The sequence below is a fragment of the Streptomyces alboflavus genome (assembly GCF_000716675.1).
In the GTDB taxonomy this organism is placed as follows: domain Bacteria; phylum Actinomycetota; class Actinomycetes; order Streptomycetales; family Streptomycetaceae; genus Streptomyces; species Streptomyces alboflavus.
The window spans coordinates 67851-86661 of sequence record NZ_JNXT01000035.1 but is presented as its reverse complement, the minus strand read 5'-3'; the positions used below and the strand labels follow the sequence as shown (position 1 = coordinate 86661).

The window sequence follows — 18811 nt, the reverse complement described above, 5'->3', positions numbered from 1 at the left end:
CCCCCCGCGCACCCCACCCCCCGACCCGTCTACTGTCAGTCCATGGAAGGCACCGCACCGCACCCGCACACCGTTCTCTACGACGAGGCAGCAGTCGAGCGCTGGGCGCCCGAGCCCGACAAACGGCCGGGGCGCACGGACTTCCAGCGGGACCGGGCGCGGGTCCTCCACTCGGCGGCCCTGCGTCGGCTCGCGGGGAAGACGCAGGTGGTGACGCCGGGGACCAAGAGCCAGGAGTGGGACGCCAGCGCGCGGACGCGGCTGACGCACTCGCTGGAGTGCGCTCAGGTCGGCCGGGAGCTGGGCGCCGCCCTGGGGTGCGATCCGGACCTGGTGGAGACGGCGTGCCTGTCGCACGACCTCGGCCACCCGCCGTTCGGGCACAACGGCGAACAGGCGCTCAACGAAGTCGCCCAGGGATGCGGCGGGTTCGAGGGCAACGCCCAGTCGCTGCGCCTGCTGACACGCATCGAGCCCAAGCGGTTCGTGCGCGGGGGCAAGGACGGCGAGCTGGTCAGCGTCGGACTCAACCTCACGCGTGCCGCGCTCGACGCCGCCACCAAGTACCCCTGGCCGCGCGGCTCCCACCCGACGGACCCGTCCTCCGTGAAGTTCGGTGTGTACGACGACGACCGGCCGGTGTTCGACTGGGTGCGCAAGGAGGCACCGGCCCACCCCGGCTCCGGGCACCGCACCTGCTTCGAGGCGCAGGTCATGGACTGGTCGGACGACGTCGCGTACTCGGTGCACGACATCGAGGACGGCCTGCACGCCGGGCACATCGACCCGAACCTGCTGCACGCCGAGCCCGAGCGGCAGGACGTCTTCCGTGTCGCCATCGGGCGGTACGTGGGCGCGGACACCGACCCCGCCGAACTGGGGGAAGCTCTCGACCGGCTGCAGGAGCAGGAGTGGTGGCCGCACGGGTACGACGGGTCGGCTGTCGCCCAGGCCCGGCTCAAGGACGCCACCAGCCAGCTCATCGGCCGGTTCTGTCTGGCGGCGGAGGCGGCGACCCGGGAGCGGTACGGGACGGGGCCGCTCACCCGGTACGCCGCCGAGCTCGTCGTGCCCCGCGCGGCGCGCCTGGAGTGCGCGGTCCTCAAGGCCGTCGCGGACCGTTACGTGATGCAGCGCCCCGCCCAGGAGCGGCTCCGCGCCGACCAGCGGATCATCGTCGCGGAACTCGCCGCCGCCCTCACCGCCCGCGCCCCCGAAGGCCTCGACCCCCAGTTCCGGGCGCTGTACGACGCGGCCACCGACGACCGCGCCGCCCAGCGCGTCGTCATCGACCAGATCGCGTCCCTCACGGACGCCGCAGCGCGCTCCCTGCACCGACGGCTCACGGGGCGTCCTAGGCAATGATCAGCGCAACCCATAAATTGAGGAACCCGAACGGTGCGTAACCAGTTCCGCGAGAGCGGCGCCGGTTTAGGCGCAGAAGAGGGCCGAAGGGCGGTCTACCCTCTTCCGTCCTCACGCTCCGTGCGGGACGCTCCCATGAGCTGAAGGTTTCGAGGAGGCATCAAGTGGTCGACGCGGATCAGACGTTCGTCATCGTCGGAGGGGGCCTCGCGGGCGCGAAAGCGGCCGAGACGCTCCGGGCCGAGGGCTTCACAGGGCGGGTGATCCTCATCGGCGACGAGCGCGACCACCCCTATGAACGCCCACCCCTGTCCAAGGGCTATCTGCTGGGCAAGGAGGACCGCGACAGCGTCTTCGTGCACGAACCCGGGTGGTACGCGCAGGCCGACGTCGAACTGCACCTCGGCCAGACCGTCGTCGCCATAGACCGTGCCGCGCACACCGTCCGCCTCGGCGACGGCACCGTCATCCGCTACGACAAGCTGCTCCTCGCCACCGGCGCCGAGCCGCGCCGCCTGGACGTCCCCGGCACCGACCTCGCGGGCGTGCACCACCTGCGCCGCCTCGCCCACGCCGACCGCCTCCGGCACGTCCTCGCCGCCCTCGGCCGCGACAACGGCCACCTGGTGATCGCGGGCGCGGGCTGGATCGGACTCGAAGTCGCCGCGGCCGCCCGGGAGTACGGCGCGGAGGTCACCGTCGTCGAGCCCGAGCCGTCGCCGCTGCACGCCGTCCTCGGCCCCGAGGTCGGCCAGATGTTCGCCGACCTGCACGCCGAGCACGGCGTCCGCTTCCACTTCGGCGCCCGCCTCACCGAGATCGCGGGCCAGGACGGCATGGTCCTCGCCGCCCGTACCGACGACGGCGAGGAGCACCCGGCGCACGACGTGCTCGCCGCGATCGGCGCCGCCCCGCGCACCGCGCTCGCCGAGTCCGCGGGCCTTGACCTCGTCGACCGCGCGGACGGCGGCGGCATCGCCGTGGACGCCACCCTGCGCACCTCCGACCCCGACATCTACGCCGCCGGGGACGTCGCCGCCGTCCAGCACCCGCTCTTCGGCACCCGCCTGCGCGTCGAGCACTGGGCCAACGCCCTCAACGGCGGCCCGGCCGCCGCCCGCGCCATGCTCGGCAAGGACGTCACCTACGACCGCGTGCCCTACTTCTTCTCCGACCAGTACGACGTCGGCCTGGAGTACTCGGGCTGGGCGCCGCCGGGCGCGTACGACCAGGTGGTGATCCGCGGGGACGCGGCCAAGCGCGAGTTCATCGCGTTCTGGCTGAGCGACGGACAGGTCCTCGCGGGCATGAACGTGAATGTGTGGGACGTCACGGAGGCGATCCAGAAGCTCATCCGCAGCGATGTCCGCCCCGACCCGGAGGCCCTCGCCGACCCGTCCCGGCCCCTCACGGCCCTCCTGGAGTGATGAGTTTCGGCCACTTCGTCGCCCGCCGCCGGGGCCGTCGGCCACCGGCGGCTCACGGCGGCACCTGGAGTGTCGGCGCCTGGCCGTAGAATTCCCGCGTGGCTGGACGGATCAATGACGAGGACGTGAAGGCGGTTCGGGACGCGGTCCCGATCGACGCCGTCGTGTCCGAGTACCTCCAGCTGCGCAACGCGGGCGGCGGAAACCTCAAGGGCCTCTGCCCCTTCCACGACGAGAAGTCGCCGTCGTTCCAGGTCAGCCCCAGCAAGGGCCTGTTCCACTGCTTCGGCTGCCAGGAGGGCGGCGACACCCTCACCTTCGTGATGAAGGTCGACCACCTCACCTTCTCCGAGGCGGTGGAGCGCCTCGCGGGCAAGGCGGGCATCACACTGCGTTACGAGGAGGGTGGGTACAACCCCTCCCACCAGCGCGGCGAACGCATCCGCCTGATCGAGGCGCACAAGGCGGCCACCGATTTCTACATCGCCCAGCTGGAGAGCGCCGAGGCCGAGATCGGCCGCAAGTTCCTCGCCGAGCGCGGCTTCGACCAGGCCGCCGCCGCGCACTTCGGCGTGGGTTACAGCCCGGCGGGCTGGGACCACCTCACCCGCTTCCTGCGCGGCAAGGGCTTCACGGACAAGGAGCTGATCCTCTCCGGGCTCTCCCAGGACGGCCGCCGCGGCCCCATCGACCGCTTCCGGGGCCGCCTGATGTGGCCGATCCGCGACATCGGCGGCGAGGTCGTCGGCTTCGGCGCCCGCAAGCTCCGCGACGACGACAACGGCCCGAAGTACCTGAACACGCCCGAGACCCCGGTCTACAAGAAGTCCCAGGTCCTGTACGGCATCGACCTCGCCAAGAAGGACATCGCCAAGGCCAGCAGGGCCGTCGTCGTCGAGGGCTACACCGACGTCATGGCCTGCCACCTCGCGGGCGTCACCACGGCCATCGCGACCTGCGGCACGGCTTTCGGCGGCGACCACATCAAGATCCTGCGGCGCCTCCTCATGGACAACGGCTCCGCCCGGGTGATCTTCACCTTCGACGGCGACGCGGCAGGACAGAAGGCGGCCCTGCGCGCCTTCGAGGACGACCAGAAGTTCGCCGCCGAGACGTACATCGCCATCGCGCCCGACGGCATGGACCCCTGCGACCTGCGGCTCGCCAAGGGCGACGAGGCGGTCGCCGACCTCGTCCAACCCCGCACCCCGCTGTTCGAGTTCGCCCTCCGCCAGATCGTCGCGCGGTACGACCTGGAGACCCCCGCGGGCCGCGCCGCCGCCCTCGACGAGGCCGCGCCCGTCGTCGCCCGCATCAAGAACACCGGCGCGCAGCACGAGGTCGCCGTGCAGCTCGCGGGCATGCTCGGCATCCTCGACACCCAGTTCGTCGTCAAGCGCGTGGCGCAGCTCGCCCGCTGGGCCCGCGAGCGCGGCAGCAAGGGCCCGGCCCCGCAGCGCGGCGCCGCCCCGCAGGGCCCCGCCCCCGCCGCCCGCCCGGGCCACGCGGGCCCCGCCCTGAACCTGCGCAACCCCGTGTACGCCACCGAGCGGGAGCTCCTCAAGCTCGCCCTCCAGCACCCCGACCTGGTCTCCCCGGCCTTCGACGCGTACGGCGTCGACGAGTTCACCGCCGCGCCCTACGCCGCCGTGCGCCAGGCCATCCTCGACGCGGGCGGCGCGGAGTACGGCACCCAGGACCCGCAGGACTACCTGGTCCGGGTCCGCGACGCGGCCCCCGACGACGGGGTCCGCGCCATGGTCACCGAGCTGGCCGTCGAGGCGATCATGCGGCGGACCGTCGACGCGGCGTACGCGGGGGAGCAACTGGTCACGGTCCGGCTGCGCGCCGTGGACCGCCGCGTCCGCGACGTCCAGGGCACCTTCGCCCGCCTCGCGGGCAGCCACGGCGACCCCGAGCAACTCTCCGCCGTACAGAACGAGTTGTGGGTCCTCCAGCAGTACGGCCGCGCGCTGCGCGAGCGGGGCGCGGCGGCGCTCTGACCTTCGCGAGTGCGCGGACGGGCTGATTTCAGCCTGTCCGGCGTTTGAGGACGAGGCGCGAAGCGCCGATTCGGCGGGAGCTGTCCCACCCGCCCGGGACCTCCACCCTGGGGGTCCAGGGGCGCAGCCCCGGTTTCGGAGAAGGGGCGGGACTGGGGCGCCCCGCGACGGGTAACCGTACGGTCACGCACCGGACTCAAAAAGTCCCCGCACGCCCCTCGTGGCGGCCGTGTGTCGTACTCCACACTGGGGTGCGGTGCCTGAGTCCTCGGAGCGCGGCCGGCCCGCAGCAGACAGCGGGTCCGACATTCCCGCGGTTCCACACATCGTGTTCGGGACGGACAGCGGCGAGGCCGTCGACGCCGGTCCCGCTGTACCGCTGCCGTCCCCCGCGGCAGCGATCACCCTGGAGGTCGCCCCCGTGCAGACCCAGACCCTCACCCAGACCGACACCGCCGCGCCCGTGGACGCGGTGGACGCCGACGTCATAGCGGTGGTGCCGCCGCAGGGCCACGCACCGCTCCACCCGGAACTACCGGAGGCCCCCGAACAGGCCCCGGAGCAGCCGTCCGAGGAGGTCGTCGAGGTCGTCGAGGTGCCGAGCCCCCGCAGCCGCGCCGACACCGGTGGCCCCTCCTCCGACCTGTTCCGCCAGTACCTGCGCGAGATCGGCCGCATACCCCTGCTCACCGCCGCCGAGGAGGTCGAGCTCGCGCGCGGCGTCGAGGCGGGCCTGTTCGCCGAGGAGAAGCTGGCGGGCACCCTCGACCCGGACTCCCAGCTCGCCCTCGACCTGGACAAGCTGGTCGTGATGGGCCGGATGGCCAAGCGCCGCCTCATCGAGGCCAACCTGCGCCTGGTCGTCTCCGTCGCCAAGCGGTACGTGGGCCGCGGCCTGACCATGCTCGACCTGGTCCAGGAGGGCAACCTGGGCCTGATCAGGGCGGTGGAGAAGTTCGACTACGCCCGCGGCTACAAGTTCTCGACGTACGCCACCTGGTGGATCCGCCAGGCCATGTCCCGCGCCCTCGCCGACCAGGCCCGCACCATCCGCGTGCCCGTGCACGTCGTCGAACTCATCAACCGCGTCGTCCGCGTCCAGCGCCGCATGCTCCAGGAGCGCGGCTACGAACCGACGCCAGAAGAGGTCGCCGCCCACCTGGACCTGCCGCACGAACGCGTCAGCGAGGTCCTGCGCCTCGCCCAGGAGCCCGTGTCGCTGCACGCGCCCGTGGGCGAGGAGGACGACGTCGCGCTCGGCGACCTCATCGAGGACGGCGACGCGGCGAGCCCCGTCGAGTCGGCGGCGTTCCTGCTCCTGCGCGAACACCTGGAGGCGGTGCTCTCCACGCTCGGCGAACGCGAACGCAAGGTCGTCCAGCTCCGCTACGGCCTCGCGGACGGCAGGCCCCGCACCCTGGAGGAGATCGGCAGGATCTTCGGCGTGACGCGCGAACGCATCCGCCAGATCGAGTCGAAGACCCTCAACAAGCTGCGGGACCACGCCTTCGCGGACCAGCTCAGGGGCTACCTGGACTGAGGGTCCTGTGGCGCCCCGACGGCGCTAGTCGACCTCGGCCACGGCCTGCGCGAACTGCGCGGCGTACAACCGCGCGTAAGCGCCTTCGGCAGCCAACAGCGCGTCATGCGTGCCCTGTTCCACGATCGCCCCGTCCTCCATGACGAGGATGGTGTCCGCGTCGCGGATCGTCGACAGACGATGGGCGATGACGAACGACGTACGCCCGTGCGCGAGCCGCGCCATCGCCTTCTGGATCAGCACCTCGGTCCGCGTGTCCACGGAACTCGTTGCCTCGTCGAGGACCAGGATCACCGGGTCGGACAGGAACGCCCGCGCGATGGTGATGAGCTGCTTCTCGCCCGCGCTGACCCCCGTGCCCTCGTCGTCGATGACGGTGTCGTACCCGTCGGGCAGCGTCCGGATGAACCGGTCGGCGTGCGCCGCCCGGGCCGCCTCCTCGATCTCCTTGCGCGAGACCTCCTTGGCCGCGCCGTACGCGATGTTCTCCGCGATGGTGCCGCCGAACAGCCAGGTGTCCTGGAGCACCATGCCGATGCCGCCGCGCAGTTCGTCGCGGGACATCTTCGCCACGTCGACCCCGTCGAGGGTGAAACGCCCGCCGGTGACCTCGTAGAACCGCATGAGCAGATTGACGAGCGTCGTCTTGCCCGCGCCCGTCGGTCCGACGATGGCGACGGTGTGCCCCGGCTCCACGACCAGCGACAGGTCCTCGATCAGCGGCTTGTCCTTCTCGTACCGGAAGGACACGTGCTGCATCTCGACGAGTCCGCGGGGGTCCACGGGGCGCTCGCCCGGCACCGGGTCGGCCTCCTGCTCGTCCGCGTCGAGGAGTTCGAAGATCCGCTCGGCGGAGGCGACACCGGACTGCACCAGGTTCGCCATGGAGGCGACCTGCGTCAGCGGCATCGAGAACTGCCGGGAGTACTGGATGAAGGCCTGCACGTCACCGATCGAGAGGGACCCGGAGGCCACGCGCAGTCCGCCGACCACGGCCACGAGGACGTAGTTCAGGTTCGACATGAAGAACATCAGCGGCTGCATGATCCCGCTGTTGAACTGCGCCTTGAACGACGCCTCGTACAGCGCGTCGTTGTGCTCCGCGAAGGCCTTCGCGGACTCCTCCTGGCGGCCGAAGACCTTCACCAGGGTGTGCCCGGTGTACATCTCCTCGACGTGCGCGTTCATCGCGCCCGTGGACTTCCACTGCTGCACGAACTGCGGCTGCGAGCGCTTGCCGACCTTCGTCGCCACGACGAACGAGAGCGGCACGGTCACCAGCGCCACCAGGGCGAGCAGCGGCGAGATCCAGAACATCATCGCGAGCACGCCGATGATCGTCAGGAGCGAGTTGATGAGCTGGCCCATCGACTGCTGGAGCGTCTGGTTGATGTTGTCGATGTCGTTCGTGGCCCGGCTCAGGACCTCACCGCGCTGCCGCTTGTCGAAGTACGACAGGGGCAGCCGCGACAGCTTCGCCTGCACGTCACCGCGCAGCCGGAACACGGTCCGGTTGATGGCCCGGTTGGACAGCCGCGTGGCCACCAGCATCATCAGGCCCGCCGCGAGGAACGTGCCCGTCGCGAGCAGCAGCACCGAGCCGACCGCGCCGAAGTCGATGCCGTCACCCGGCGTGAAGTCGAGCCCGGAGAGCATGTCGGCCATGCCGCCGTCGCCGTGCTCGCGCATCCGCTCGATGGCCTCGGCCTTCGACTCGCCCTCGGGCATGTCACGGCCGACGATGCCCGCGAAGACCAGGTCGGTCGCGTGGCCGAGGATCTTCGGGCCGAGCACGGACAGCGCGACGCTGATGACGACGGCCGCGAGCATCCCGTACATCGTGACCCGCTCCGGCCGGAACTGCGCGAGCAGCCGCTTCCCGGAGCCCTTGAAGTCCATGGACCGGGAGTCGGGCCCCATCATCGGTCCACCGATGCCACCTGGCGGCATTACGCGGCCTCCGCTTCCGTCAGCTGGGAGAGGACGATCTCCCGGTACGTCTCGTTGTCGTCCATCAGCTCGTGATGGCGGCCCGTGCCGACGACCCGGCCCTCGTCGAGGACCACGATGCGGTCGGCGTCACGGATGGTGGACACCCGCTGGGCGACGATCACGACGGTCGCCTCCCGGGTCTCCTCGGTGAGCGCGGCCCTGAGCGCCGCGTCGGTGGCGTAGTCGAGGGCGGAGAAGGAGTCGTCGAAGAGGTAGATCTCCGGCCGCTGCACCAGCGTCCGCGCGATGGACAGGCGCTGCCGCTGACCGCCGGACACATTGGAGCCGCCCTGCGCGATCGGCGCGTCGAGCCCCTCCGCGAGCCCCGTCACGAACTCCTTGGCCTGCGCCACCTCCAGGGCGTGCCACAGCTCCTCGTCCGTCGCGTCCGGATTGCCGTACCGCAGATTGCTCGCCACGGTTCCGGCGAACAGATACGGCTTCTGCGGTACGAGTCCGACGGTGCGGGCGAGCAGCGCGGGCTCGACGGCGGCCACGTCGACGCCGCCCACCAGGACCTCGCCCTCGGTGGCGTCCATGAGCCGCGGCACGAGGCCGAGGAGCGTCGACTTGCCGCTGCCCGTCGACCCGATCACGGCGGTCGTCTCGCCGGGGCGCGCGATGAGGTCGATGGCCTTCAGGACCGGCTCCTCGGCGCCCGGGTAGCGGAAGCCGGCGCCGCGCAGCTCCAGATGGCCGTGGCCGCGCAGCTCCCGCACCGGCTCCGCCGGGGGCACCACGCTGGTGTCGGTGTCCAGGACCTCCTGGATGCGCTCGGCGCACACCTCGGCCCGCGGGATCATCATGAACATGAAGGTGGCCATCATCACGGACATGACGATCTGCATGAGATAGGCGAGGAACGCGGTGAGCGCGCCGATCTGCATGTCGCCGTCGTCGATGCGGTGCGCGCCGAACCAGACGACGGCGATCGACGACAGGTTCACCACCGTCATGACGATCGGGAACATCAGCGCGAGCAGCTTGCCGGTGCTCACCGAGACCTCGGTCAGCTCGGCGTTGGCGCCCCGGAAGCGCTCCTTCTCGTAGGAGTCGCGGACGAAGGCGCGGATGACGCGGTTGCCGGTGATCTGCTCGCGCAGGACCCGGTTCACCGTGTCCAGGCGCTCCTGCATGGTGCGGAACAGCGGCCGCAGCCGGCGCACGATCAGGCCGACGCTGATGCCGAGCACCGGCACCACGGCGAGCAGCACCGACGACAGCGGCACGTCGAGGCCGAGCGCCATCACGATGCCGCCGACGCACATGATCGGCGCCGACACCATCAGCGTGAACGCCATCAGCACGAGCATCTGGACCTGCTGGACGTCATTGGTCGTCCGCGTGATCAGCGTGGGCGCCCCGAACTGGCCGAGCTCCCGCGCGGAGAAGGACTGCACCCGGTCGAACACGGCGCCCCGGACGTCCCGGCCGACGGCGGCCGCGGTGCGGGCGCCGTACAGGACGGCGCCGATGTTGCACACCATCTGTCCCACGGTGACGGCCAGCATCAGGGCACCGAAGGACAGGATGTATCCGGTGTCCCCCTTGATGACACCGTTGTCGATGATGTCGGCGTTCAGAGTGGGGAGATAGAGCGAGGCGCAGGTCTGCAGGAACTGCAGCAGCACCAGCAAGGCGATGGGCTTCTGGTACGGACCCAGATGGGTCCGCAGGAGTCGTATGAGCACGCTCGTCTCTCGGCTGGGTCTTGGATGGGGGGAGGCGTCGACGAAGTCGCCCACCATCCTGCGCCACCGCACCCGCCCCCGTGCAACCGATTAACCCATGACCCGGTCAAAAATCAGCCTTGGTCAAGAACTGGGCACACTGAATGCTTCGGTTCACTCACGCAGCGCTGCGGAATACCCAATTCCGCAGCGAAACGACCGACCTGCGACCGAGCGGCCGAGGCCCGGTCGGCCTGTCGGCCGACAGGCCGACCGCTAGACAGGCAGACGTATAGCCAGCCAGACGTATAGCCAGCCAGGTCGCGATACGGCTCAGGCGACCGGCGTCCCCGAGAACGCCCCCGGATGCGCCTGCTCCCGCACCGTCACGTACTGCTGCCGCACCGCCTGCCCGACGGCCAGCTCCTCGCCGGGCTCGAAGACCTGCGACACCGCGCCCTGCCACAGCGGCAGCTGCCCGGTCAGCGCCCAGGCGGCCTGCCGCGCCGCGCCGATCGCCGCGTAGTCCGCGGGCTGTACGACCACGACCTGCGTGCCGAACAGCATCGGCGCCATCGCCCGCACCGCGGGCAGATCGGCGGCGGGGCCGAGCAGGAACACGCGCCGCACCTCGACGCCCCGCCCGCGCAGCACGTCGAGGGCGTCGCCGAGCCCGCACAGCATGCCCTCGAACGCGGCGCGCGCCAGGTGCTCGGGCTTCATCGACTCGCGCCGCAGCCCGGTCAGCGTGCCCGCGGCGTGCGGCAGGCTCGGCGTCTTCTCGCCCTCCAGATAGGGGAGCAGCACAAGCCCGTGCGCACCGGGCGTCGACTTCAGGGCCAGGTCGGACAGCGCTTCGAGGTCGGGCAGGCTCAGCATCTCGGCGGTGCCGCGCAGCGCCCGTACGGCGTTGAGGGTGTGGACGACCGGCAGGTGCATGCCGGTGGCGTCGGCCAGCGACGTGATCGTCCCGCTCGGGTCGACCAGCGCCTCGTGGTGCACCGCCATCACGGACCCGGAGGCACCGAGCGAGACGACGGCGTCGCCCTGCTGCACCCCGAGCCCGAACGCGGCGGCCATGGTCTCGCCGGTCCCGGCGGAGATCAGCAGCCCCTCCGGCGTCGTACCCGCGGCATCCGCCGGACCGATGACCTCCGGCAGCATCGCCTGGTGTCCGAGGGCCAGCTCCACCAGGTCGGGACGGTAGGAGCCGGTCGCCGCCGACCAGTACCCCGTGCCCGAGGCCCCGCCCCGGTCGGTGGTGCGCCGCGCGGGCCGCCCGAGCAACTGCCACACCAGCCAGTCGTGGGCCTGCATGAGCATCTGGGTGCGCAGCGCGGCCTCCGGCTCGTGCCGGGCCAGCCAGCGCAGCTTCGTCACGGGCATCGGGGCCTGCGGTACGCAGCCCACCGCCTGGGCCCACGCCTGGCGGCCGCCGAGCCCGTCGACGAGGTCGGCGGCGGCGACCTGGGCGCGCGGGTGGTTGCCGACGAGGGCGGGCCGGACCGTGTTGCCCTGCGAGTCGAGCGGGACGAGTGCGTGCTGCTGCGCGCACACGCCGATCGCCTGCACGCCTTCGAGCAGTCCGCCGCCGGCCGCCTCGCCGAGCGAGAGCAGCCAGGCCTGCGGGTCGACGTCCGTCGGTTTCCCGCCGCCCTCCGGGGCCTCCACCGGATGCGGGGCATAGCCCTGCCTGAGTACGGCACCCGTGTCGGCGTCACAGACCACGATGCGTGTGAATTCGGGCGAACTGTCCAACCCCGCGACTATCCCCATGCCGAGGATTCTGCCGCACAACGGACGATGCCCCGCACGGCTGTCCGTACGGGGCACGTCGTCGCAGGTGACCGGGCGGCGAAGGCGCGCCCGGCACACGCCGCGCACCGGCTAGGTGTTGCTGGTGCCCCAGTCGTCCTCCGCGTCCTGCCCGCGCTCGCGCAGCGACCGCACCCGGTCGGCCACGGAGTCCGGCATCCGGTCGCCGACCTTCTCCGACACCGAGTGGAAGGCCTTGCCCGCGACGTCCCTGCCCTGCTGGGCGGCGGACTCCACGGTGTTGCGGACGGCGGGGTTCTGGGAGATCTCGCGGACCGATTTCTTCAGCTGCTCGTAACGCTCGCGTCCGGCCCGGGTCCCGAGCACGTACCCGAGTGCCAGACCTGCCACGAATGTGAGCCGGTAGCGCATGACGGCCACCCTTCCCTTGCCTCGACTGTCCCGACGTCGGTCGCAGGGGATACCGATTGGCGGAGCACCCCCCTGCTTGCGCTAATGTATGTGTCGCAGCGAGCGCACGCCGCCCGGGAATCCCCAGGTAGGTGACATTGTTGCAGTGACTCCGTCACCATGAGTCATTCCCCTGTAGCTCAATTGGCAGAGCAGCCGGCTGTTAACCGGCAGGTTACTGGTTCGAGTCCAGTCGGGGGAGCGCGGTCTCCTGTAGCTCAATTGGCAGAGCAGCCGGCTGTTAACCGGCAGGTTACTGGTTCGAGTCCAGTCGGGAGAGCTGTTCGAGAGGGCCCTTGAAGCGTTCGTTCGCGGCGCTGCGGGGGCCTTCTCGCGTGCCGGTAACCTTCCCGGACCCTTCCCGAACCCATCCCGGATCCACCCTCAACGATCCCTCGTACGTGCTTGTTTCGCCCCCGGTGGAACCGTGCGGGCCGCAGCGGGGTCCTCATGGTCGTGCATAGCCGACCAGCCGGAGCAGGAGATCGTATGAGCGGCTATGCTGCGGCAGACGGCGCGCACAAATGTGCGCGACGCGCCGTTAGGGGCGGTAGCTCAGCCGGTTAGAGCAGCGGACTCATAATCCGTCGGCCGTGGGTTCGAGTCCCACCCGCCCCACAGAAGTACTTGCGAAGAAACGTTCTGACCTGCGAAAACGCGGCTGGACGGGTGTTTTGCGTGAGGCAATTACCTCACGTCGGTGAGGCAATCGTGCGCCTGTGCGCCCCGCCGGGCCTCTGATCCCCTTGTGGCCTGGGGCTTTAGGGGTACACCTCGGTGGGATCTGCGGTTGATGGTCCCACGGCTCACCCACGGAACATCTGTACCCCCGGCCCCTCTGGCGAAATAGCCGTTTCGTCCGAGATGTGCGCGTCCGGTGAGGGGCGTATCGCGTGCGTGGCTCGCGGCCGCTCGCCCGGCAGCCGGGTCGCGTCTGCCTCGTGCGTGAGGGGCTGCCGCGAGGAATGTTGGTGATGTAGCTTGGTTATGTACATCATGGACTCGCGGTGAAGGGTGGCCGGTATGTCTGTTACCCAGATCGATCTCGATGACGAGGCGCTGGCCGAGGCGATGCGGCTGATGGGTGTCTCGACGAAGAAGGAGACCGTCAACACGGCTCTGCGGGACTACGTGGCGCGCATCAAGCGGCTGGAGGCTGCCGAGAAGCTGGCCGCGCGGGGCGAGCGGGGCGAGTTCGAGGCTGCGGCTGCTGGGCATGCCGCTGCTAAGGACGCCCGGCGGGCAGCCTTCGAGTGATCACGTACCTTCTCGATACTTCCGCCCTGTGGCACCTCTTTCGTACGCCGGGGGCGTTGCGGCCCTGGGAAGGGCACATCGCCGCCGGCGTGTTCCATATCTGTGAGCCCACGAGGGTGGAGTTCCTCTACTCGGCGACCAGCCCGGCCCACCGGGATGAGCTGGCCGAAGAACTGGATGCTCTGTGCCAGTTCTCGCCGGTGCCCAAGAACGCGTGGCGCTGGGTCGATACCGCGCAGTACAAGCTCACCCAGCGGGGGCAACACCGCGCCGCCGGAGCCATCGATCTCCTGGTGTGTGCGACAGCGGTCCATCACGGCCACACCGTGCTCCACGTGGACAACGACTTCGTCACCGTGGCGGCGGTTCTCAAGGAAGTGCAGCAGCGGGACGCACGCACCTGACCGCTGGTCATTCGGGGGTCCATCTCGGAGCTGTATGAGGCGGGGCATCGCCATCCGCCAGGACGAGACCCCCGAGAGTTACGGTGCCGGCCTCCGCCTCCGGGCCTGCATGGGCCGGATCAAAGCCTCCGACGACAGGCAGGCCGGGCCCGCACCCGGCGGCGCGCGCTGTGGTACTCGACCACTTGCGCCTGCTGGATCGCATGGACCAGAGCGTGACTGCGATGCCTACGAGCGCAAAGAGAGAAAGAAGATCTGAGGTGCGAGTGCCCTCCACGACCTTCGATCACGCCGAGGTCCCGCTCGAAGGCGGTCTCGGCATGTCACGTCGCCTCACGTGAAGGGCGACTGCTGCCCTCACTCAGGACGCGGAGTCAGTGAGGACCGCGAGCCCCGCCAGTAGTCCCACGTAGGCTAGGACCAGGAGCAGGCTGAAGAGGATCAACAGCCAGCCGGTCACGATGCCCAGGAGCGCGGCGCCGCGGTCGACGCCGCCGAGGCGCTTGCCGCGGCGGCGGCCGAGGTGCCCGGCGGGCACGGCGACAAGACCGGACACGAACACGAAGAACGTGTAGAACCCGCTGTACATCAACCAGAGCATCGGTGTCAGGAAGATGCCCGCAATCAGGCCGACACCCAGAACGGCGGCCCACACACTCACCCGAGCCGGGGTGTTCCGAGGAGCGGTACGGGCCGCACCTATGTCGTGAGCACCCTCAGCCACTTCTACCTCTCCTTGCTTCGTGTCGGTGGACCACTCTACGAGAGGGAAATCTCCCCGCACGGCTATGAGGTGTGTATGTGCGGGCACTTCGTGGCGTTCGCGGGGAAGGCCACGTCGGTTTCCTCCTCCATGGCGGCGAAGAAGTGGCGGCCGTCGGAGGTCTGTCGGGTCGTGGACCAGGCGTAGTGCGCGCGTAGCTCCTGGGCCAGTGCGTGGTGCAGCGCCTCGCGGGCGATGCCCTGGTCCTGCCAGTGGACGGCGACGGCGATGTTGCGGATGAAGCCCCGTCGGCAGGTGTGGCAGATCTGGAAGTCGAGTCGGCCGACGGGGCGGTCGTGGGGGTCCAGAGCGGTCAGGGTCTGGCGTCCTGCGCCGGACTCCATGCCTGGTGCGGTGCGGGCGAAATGGACCGTGGGGAGCCGCGCCGGGCCGCTCATGTCCTGCTCCCCGTTCTTCTCGTTCTTCTCGGGCCGCCCGCGTGCCTGCCGCCTCTGGACCGCCGACTGTCCTTGAAGGCCCACTCCATCTTGGGCTCCATCGCGAAACGGAAGAGGCGCTGGACGGGCGGGGTGCACAGGAGAGTGATGACCGTGGCGGCGACAAAGGTCACCGTGATCTCGCCGAGGGGCTGGTGGACCCAGTCGTGTGCGTACCAGTCCCAGAAACGGGAGCCCTTGGCGAGGAAGCCGTGCAGGAGATAGCCGTACAGGGTGCCCGCGCCCAAGGCGGTGAACCACAGCCTCCGGCCTGGCACCCAGGCGAAGAAACAGGCCACCAGGACCAGGGAGCAGCCGAACATCGCGAGGGTCATGACGGGACCGGCCCAGCCGGGAGCGGCCAGTTCCTGGGCGCTGTCGCGGCGGTAGAACCAGGCGGCGTTCATCCGCGGGGCCGCCCAGTAAGCGAAAAGCAGCGCCATCGCGAAGACCGGGACGGCCAGGGTGCGGGCCTCGCGGCGGCGCACCATCCGGAAGTGTTCGGGCTTCAGGCACAACCCTAGGACGAAGAAGGGCAGGAACTGCAGGACCCGTTGAAGGTCCAGGTCGTCGCCGATGTCGGGGGACATGGAGGCCAGCGCGGCGACGGCGAGTGCGATCGGCAGCGGCCGGCGCAGGACTTTCCACAGGGGGGTGGTCAGGCGCCAGATGAACAGGGCTGCGAGGAACCAGGTGAGGTACCAGGGGTCGAGGAGGCTGACGGGGTACGTCGGGTCGTCGTCGGCCCACCGTTTGAACAGGGTGTAGGCGACTTCGAAGAGGACGTAGGGCACGGCGATGCCGGTGACCAGCCGTCGCAGTCGTCCGGGGCCGGCGTCGAAGCTCTTGGAGAAGTAGCCGGAGATGACGATGAAGGCCGGCATGTGGAAGGTGTACACGGCGACGTAGAGGGCGGCTGCGGCCCGGCTGTCGTCGCGCAGGGGCTCCCAGGCGTGGCCCATCGCGACCAGGACGATGGCCAGGTACTTGGCGTTGTCGAAGAAGGAGTCCCGCTTCGGCGCGGCCGGTCCGACCGGGTGGGGCTGCGGTGTGTGCCGGTCCGGAGTGCGTGCCTTGACGCGGGGCAGACGCAGTGTGTCAGTCACCGGCCCCCCTGAAGGAACCCGGGGCCCTGCTCTCACGTCTTACTTGATTTGTGGGTGTGGGGAGGGCGCTGGACATTCCCAGCACCCTCCCATTCCCCTTACGGCGCGTTCAACCCTCGTGCGTGTGACCCGCCGCTCACGTGTTGGCCAGGGCGGGTCCAGGGCCGACGAGTTCGGACAGGACGTCCTCCATCGTGACGAAGCCGATGACGGTGCCCTTGTCGCCGGTGACGGCGGCGAGGTGGCTGTCCATGGCGCGCAGTGCGGTGAGGGTGTCGTCGAGCGGGGTGTCGATGCTCACCCGGGTGAGCGGATGCAGTGCTGTGCGCGGGAAGGGCTTGTCGCGGTCGGTGACGCCGAGGGTGTCCTTGATGTGCAGGTAGCCGAGCAGGGCTCCGCCTGTGCCGGTGACGGGGAAGCGGGAGTACCCGGCCTGCGCGGCTGCCTGTTGGAGGCGGGCTGGGGTGATGGTGTCGTCGACGGTGCGCATGCGCGCGGCGGGGACGAGGATCTCGCCGACCGGGCGTGTGCCCAGTTCCAGGGCGTCGCGCAGCCGCTCGCCGTCGGCTCCCGACAGCAGTCCGGCCTGGCTGGAGTCCATCACCATGCGGGCGAGCTGGTCGTCGGTGAAGACGGCCTCGACCTCGTCCTTCGGCTCGACCTTCAGCAGTTTCAGCAGGGTGTTGGCGAAGGCGTTGATGCCGAAGACCACGGGCTTGAGCGCCCGGGTGAGGGCGACCAGGGGCGGCCCGAGGACCAGCGCGGTCGGTACGGGGGCGGCCAGCGCGATGTTCTTGGGGACCATCTCGCCGATCAGCATGTGCAGATATGTGGCCACTGTGAGGGCGATGGCGAAGGCGATCGGGTGCACCAGGGCACCGGGGACGCGGGTGGCCTCGAAGGCGGGCTCCAGCAGGTGGGCGATGGCCGGCTCCGCGACCGCGCCGAGGACCAGCGAGGAGACGGTGATACCGAGTTGGGCGGTGGCCATCATCGCGGAGATGTGCTCGATGCCCCACAGCGTGATCCGGGCCCGGCGGTTGCCTTTCTCCGCCTTGGGTTCGATCTGGCTGCGGCGCACTGAGATCAGGGCGAACTCGGCGCCGACGAAGAAGGCGTTGGTCAGCAGTGTCAGAGCGCCGATGAGGAGCTGGATCGTGGTCATCGGGCCTCCTCCAAGGCTGTGGTGGCGTGGTGGGCCGGTGCGGTGATGCGGACACGGTCGGCGCGATGGTGCTCGACTGCCTCGACGGCCAGGTGCCAGCTGTCTAGGTCGATGGTGTCGCCGACGGCCGGGATGCGGGCCAGGTGCGTGGCGATGAGCCCCGCCACCGTCTCATAGGGGCCCTCCGGCGCGGCCAGCCCTATCGCTCCGAGCTGGTCGACGCGGACACCGCCGTCGGCCTCCCACGTCGCGCGGCCGTCCTTGCCGGGAGCGGCGGGCACCAGGTCAGGAACCTCGACGGGGTCGTGCTCGTCGCGGACCTCGCCGACTACCTCCTCCACGATGTCCTCGACCGTGGCCAGGCCCGCCGTGCCGCCGTACTCGTCGATGACCACCGCCATCGTGCGCGTCGCGCGCAGGCGCTCCAGGAGCCGGTCGGCGGGCAGGCTGTCGGGCACCAGCAGCGGCTCGCTCACCAGGTCGGTGACAGGGGTCAGCTGCCGCTTGTCCGGGTCGAGGGCCAGGACGTCGCGGATGTGGACGGTGCCGATGACCTCGTCGAGGCTGTCGCGGTAGACGGGGAAGCGGGACAGGCCGGTGGCGTGGGTGAGGTTCTCCGCGTCCTGCGCGGAGGCGTGGGCCTCCAGCGCGCGCACGTCCACGCGCGGCGTCATGACGTTCTCGGCCGTCAGCTCGCTCAGGTGCAGGGTACGTACGAACAGTTCGGCGGAGTCGGCCTCCAGGGCACCCTCGGCGGCCGAGTGCCGGGCGAGCGCGACCAGTTCCTCCGGAGTGCGGGCGGAGGCCAGCTCCTCGGCCGGTTCCAGACCGAAGCGGCGCACGAACCGGTTCGCGGTGTTGTTCAGATGCCGGATGAAGGGGCCGAAAGCGGCGGTGAAGCCGCGTTGCGGGCCCGCCACCACCTTGGCGACGGCCAGCGGGCGCGAGATCGCCCAGTTCTTCGGCACCAGCTCGCCGACCACCATCAGCACCACGGTGGACAGGACGACCCCGAGAACCGTGGCCACGGCGGAGGCGGCCCCGCCCAGACCCGCGCTCTCCAACGGGCCGCGCAGCAGGGCCGCGAGGGAGGGCTCGGCGAGCATGCCGATCACCAGCGAGGTGACGGTGATGCCGAGCTGGGCGCCGGAGAGCTGCACGGTCAGACGGCGCACCGCCTTGAGGGCGCCGCCCGCGCCGCGCTCGCCCGCCTCGGCTGCCCGCTCCAGGTCACCGCGCTCGACGGTGGTCAGGGAGAACTCGGCGGCCACGAACACAGCGCAGGCGAGCGTGAGGAGCAGGGCCAGGAGCAGCAGCAGGACCTCGGTCACCGTGCCACCCCCGTTCCCTCAACCTCTGGCTGCGGGCAGGCAATGGCACGGCTGGTACTGGGAGGCTCACCCATCGCGGGTCCGTGGCTCCTTCTGGTGTCTCGTAGGTCGTTCCAGATCAGTGG

15 protein-coding genes and 3 tRNA genes are annotated in these 18811 nt (G+C 70.3%); 9 read left to right on the top strand and 9 right to left on the bottom strand.

Annotation, left to right across the window (positions count from 1 at the left end; translation table 11 throughout):
• The first annotated feature begins 42 nt into the window (after positions 1-42).
• From OO63_RS24915 to OO63_RS24900, 4 genes are all read left to right on the top strand, one after another.
• Positions 43-1365, top strand: coding sequence for a deoxyguanosinetriphosphate triphosphohydrolase (locus OO63_RS24915; protein ID WP_030357629.1), 1323 nt, complete (start codon positions 43-45; stop codon positions 1363-1365).
• A gap of 164 nt (positions 1366-1529) precedes the next feature.
• Positions 1530-2792 (top strand): NAD(P)/FAD-dependent oxidoreductase, encoded by a 1263-nt coding sequence (locus OO63_RS24910; protein WP_030357628.1) that lies wholly within the window; start codon positions 1530-1532, stop codon positions 2790-2792.
• Between the two features lie 98 nt (positions 2793-2890).
• Complete coding sequence (gene dnaG, locus OO63_RS24905) at positions 2891-4795, top strand: DNA primase (protein ID WP_030357627.1); 1905 nt, start codon at positions 2891-2893, stop codon at positions 4793-4795.
• A 256-nt stretch (positions 4796-5051) separates the two neighbouring features.
• On the top strand, positions 5052-6335 hold the full coding sequence (locus OO63_RS24900) for an RNA polymerase sigma factor (protein WP_030357626.1): 1284 nt from the start codon (positions 5052-5054) through the stop codon (positions 6333-6335).
• A 24-nt stretch (positions 6336-6359) separates the two neighbouring features.
• Here the strand turns inward: OO63_RS24900 and OO63_RS24895 are convergent, their stop codons facing one another.
• The 4 genes from OO63_RS24895 to OO63_RS24880 all read right to left on the bottom strand — a co-directional run bounded on the left by OO63_RS24895 (position 6360) and on the right by OO63_RS24880 (position 12184).
• Positions 6360-8258 (bottom strand): ABC transporter ATP-binding protein, encoded by a 1899-nt coding sequence (locus OO63_RS24895; protein WP_030357625.1) that lies wholly within the window; start codon positions 8256-8258, stop codon positions 6360-6362.
• A gap of 26 nt (positions 8259-8284) precedes the next feature.
• Positions 8285-10018 (bottom strand): ABC transporter ATP-binding protein, encoded by a 1734-nt coding sequence (locus tag OO63_RS24890; protein WP_030357624.1) that lies wholly within the window; start codon positions 10016-10018, stop codon positions 8285-8287.
• A gap of 312 nt (positions 10019-10330) precedes the next feature.
• Positions 10331-11773, bottom strand: coding sequence for a xylulokinase (locus tag OO63_RS24885; RefSeq protein ID WP_030357623.1), 1443 nt, complete (start codon positions 11771-11773; stop codon positions 10331-10333).
• Between the two features lie 111 nt (positions 11774-11884).
• Positions 11885-12184, bottom strand: coding sequence for a YtxH domain-containing protein (locus OO63_RS24880; protein WP_030357622.1), 300 nt, complete (start codon positions 12182-12184; stop codon positions 11885-11887).
• Positions 12185-12352: 168 nt separating this feature from the next.
• On the opposite strand from OO63_RS24880, the gene OO63_RS24875 reads away from it, so the two are divergent.
• The 5 genes from OO63_RS24875 to OO63_RS24855 all read left to right on the top strand — a co-directional run bounded on the left by OO63_RS24875 (position 12353) and on the right by OO63_RS24855 (position 13884).
• Positions 12353-12425 (top strand) — tRNA-Asn (locus OO63_RS24875).
• Positions 12426-12430: 5 nt separating this feature from the next.
• A tRNA-Asn gene (locus tag OO63_RS24870) sits at positions 12431-12503 on the top strand.
• A 264-nt stretch (positions 12504-12767) separates the two neighbouring features.
• Positions 12768-12841 (top strand) — tRNA-Ile (locus OO63_RS24865).
• A gap of 405 nt (positions 12842-13246) precedes the next feature.
• On the top strand, positions 13247-13480 hold the full coding sequence (locus OO63_RS24860) for a type II toxin-antitoxin system VapB family antitoxin (RefSeq protein ID WP_030357621.1): 234 nt from the start codon (positions 13247-13249) through the stop codon (positions 13478-13480).
• Positions 13477-13884 (top strand): PIN domain nuclease, encoded by a 408-nt coding sequence (locus OO63_RS24855; RefSeq protein WP_030357620.1) that lies wholly within the window; start codon positions 13477-13479, stop codon positions 13882-13884. The genes OO63_RS24860 and OO63_RS24855 overlap by 4 nt, the downstream gene beginning before the upstream one ends.
• 361 nt (positions 13885-14245) lie before the next feature.
• Here the strand turns inward: OO63_RS24855 and OO63_RS24850 are convergent, their stop codons facing one another.
• The 5 genes from OO63_RS24850 to OO63_RS24830 form a co-directional block, all read right to left on the bottom strand.
• Positions 14246-14608, bottom strand: a complete 363-nt coding sequence (locus tag OO63_RS24850) for a hypothetical protein (RefSeq protein ID WP_030357619.1) — start codon at positions 14606-14608, stop codon at positions 14246-14248.
• Positions 14609-14670: 62 nt separating this feature from the next.
• Positions 14671-15045, bottom strand: coding sequence for a GNAT family N-acetyltransferase (locus OO63_RS24845; RefSeq protein WP_051811157.1), 375 nt, complete (start codon positions 15043-15045; stop codon positions 14671-14673).
• Positions 15042-16172, bottom strand: coding sequence for an acyltransferase family protein (locus OO63_RS24840; RefSeq protein WP_234311110.1), 1131 nt, complete (start codon positions 16170-16172; stop codon positions 15042-15044). Before OO63_RS24840 ends, OO63_RS24845 begins: the two co-directional genes overlap by 4 nt.
• 154 nt (positions 16173-16326) lie before the next feature.
• Positions 16327-17355, bottom strand: coding sequence for a hemolysin family protein (locus OO63_RS24835; protein WP_030357616.1), 1029 nt, complete (start codon positions 17353-17355; stop codon positions 16327-16329).
• Positions 17352-18686 (bottom strand): hemolysin family protein, encoded by a 1335-nt coding sequence (locus OO63_RS24830; RefSeq protein ID WP_030357615.1) that lies wholly within the window; start codon positions 18684-18686, stop codon positions 17352-17354. The genes OO63_RS24835 and OO63_RS24830 overlap by 4 nt, the downstream gene beginning before the upstream one ends.
• Between the last annotated feature and the right edge of the window lie 125 nt (positions 18687-18811).

Coding starts and splice junctions, on each gene's coding strand:
- OO63_RS24835 (WP_030357616.1), bottom strand. CDS start 17,355: ATGACCACGATCCAGCTCCTCATCGGCGCTCTGACACTGCTGACCAAC.
- OO63_RS24915 (WP_030357629.1), top strand. CDS start 43: ATGGAAGGCACCGCACCGCACCCGCACACCGTTCTCTACGACGAGGCA.
- OO63_RS24845 (WP_051811157.1), bottom strand. CDS start 15,045: ATGAGCGGCCCGGCGCGGCTCCCCACGGTCCATTTCGCCCGCACCGCA.
- OO63_RS24895 (WP_030357625.1), bottom strand. CDS start 8,258: ATGATGGGGCCCGACTCCCGGTCCATGGACTTCAAGGGCTCCGGGAAG.
- OO63_RS24885 (WP_030357623.1), bottom strand. CDS start 11,773: ATGGGGATAGTCGCGGGGTTGGACAGTTCGCCCGAATTCACACGCATC.
- OO63_RS24880 (WP_030357622.1), bottom strand. CDS start 12,184: ATGCGCTACCGGCTCACATTCGTGGCAGGTCTGGCACTCGGGTACGTG.
- OO63_RS24860 (WP_030357621.1), top strand. CDS start 13,247: ATGTCTGTTACCCAGATCGATCTCGATGACGAGGCGCTGGCCGAGGCG.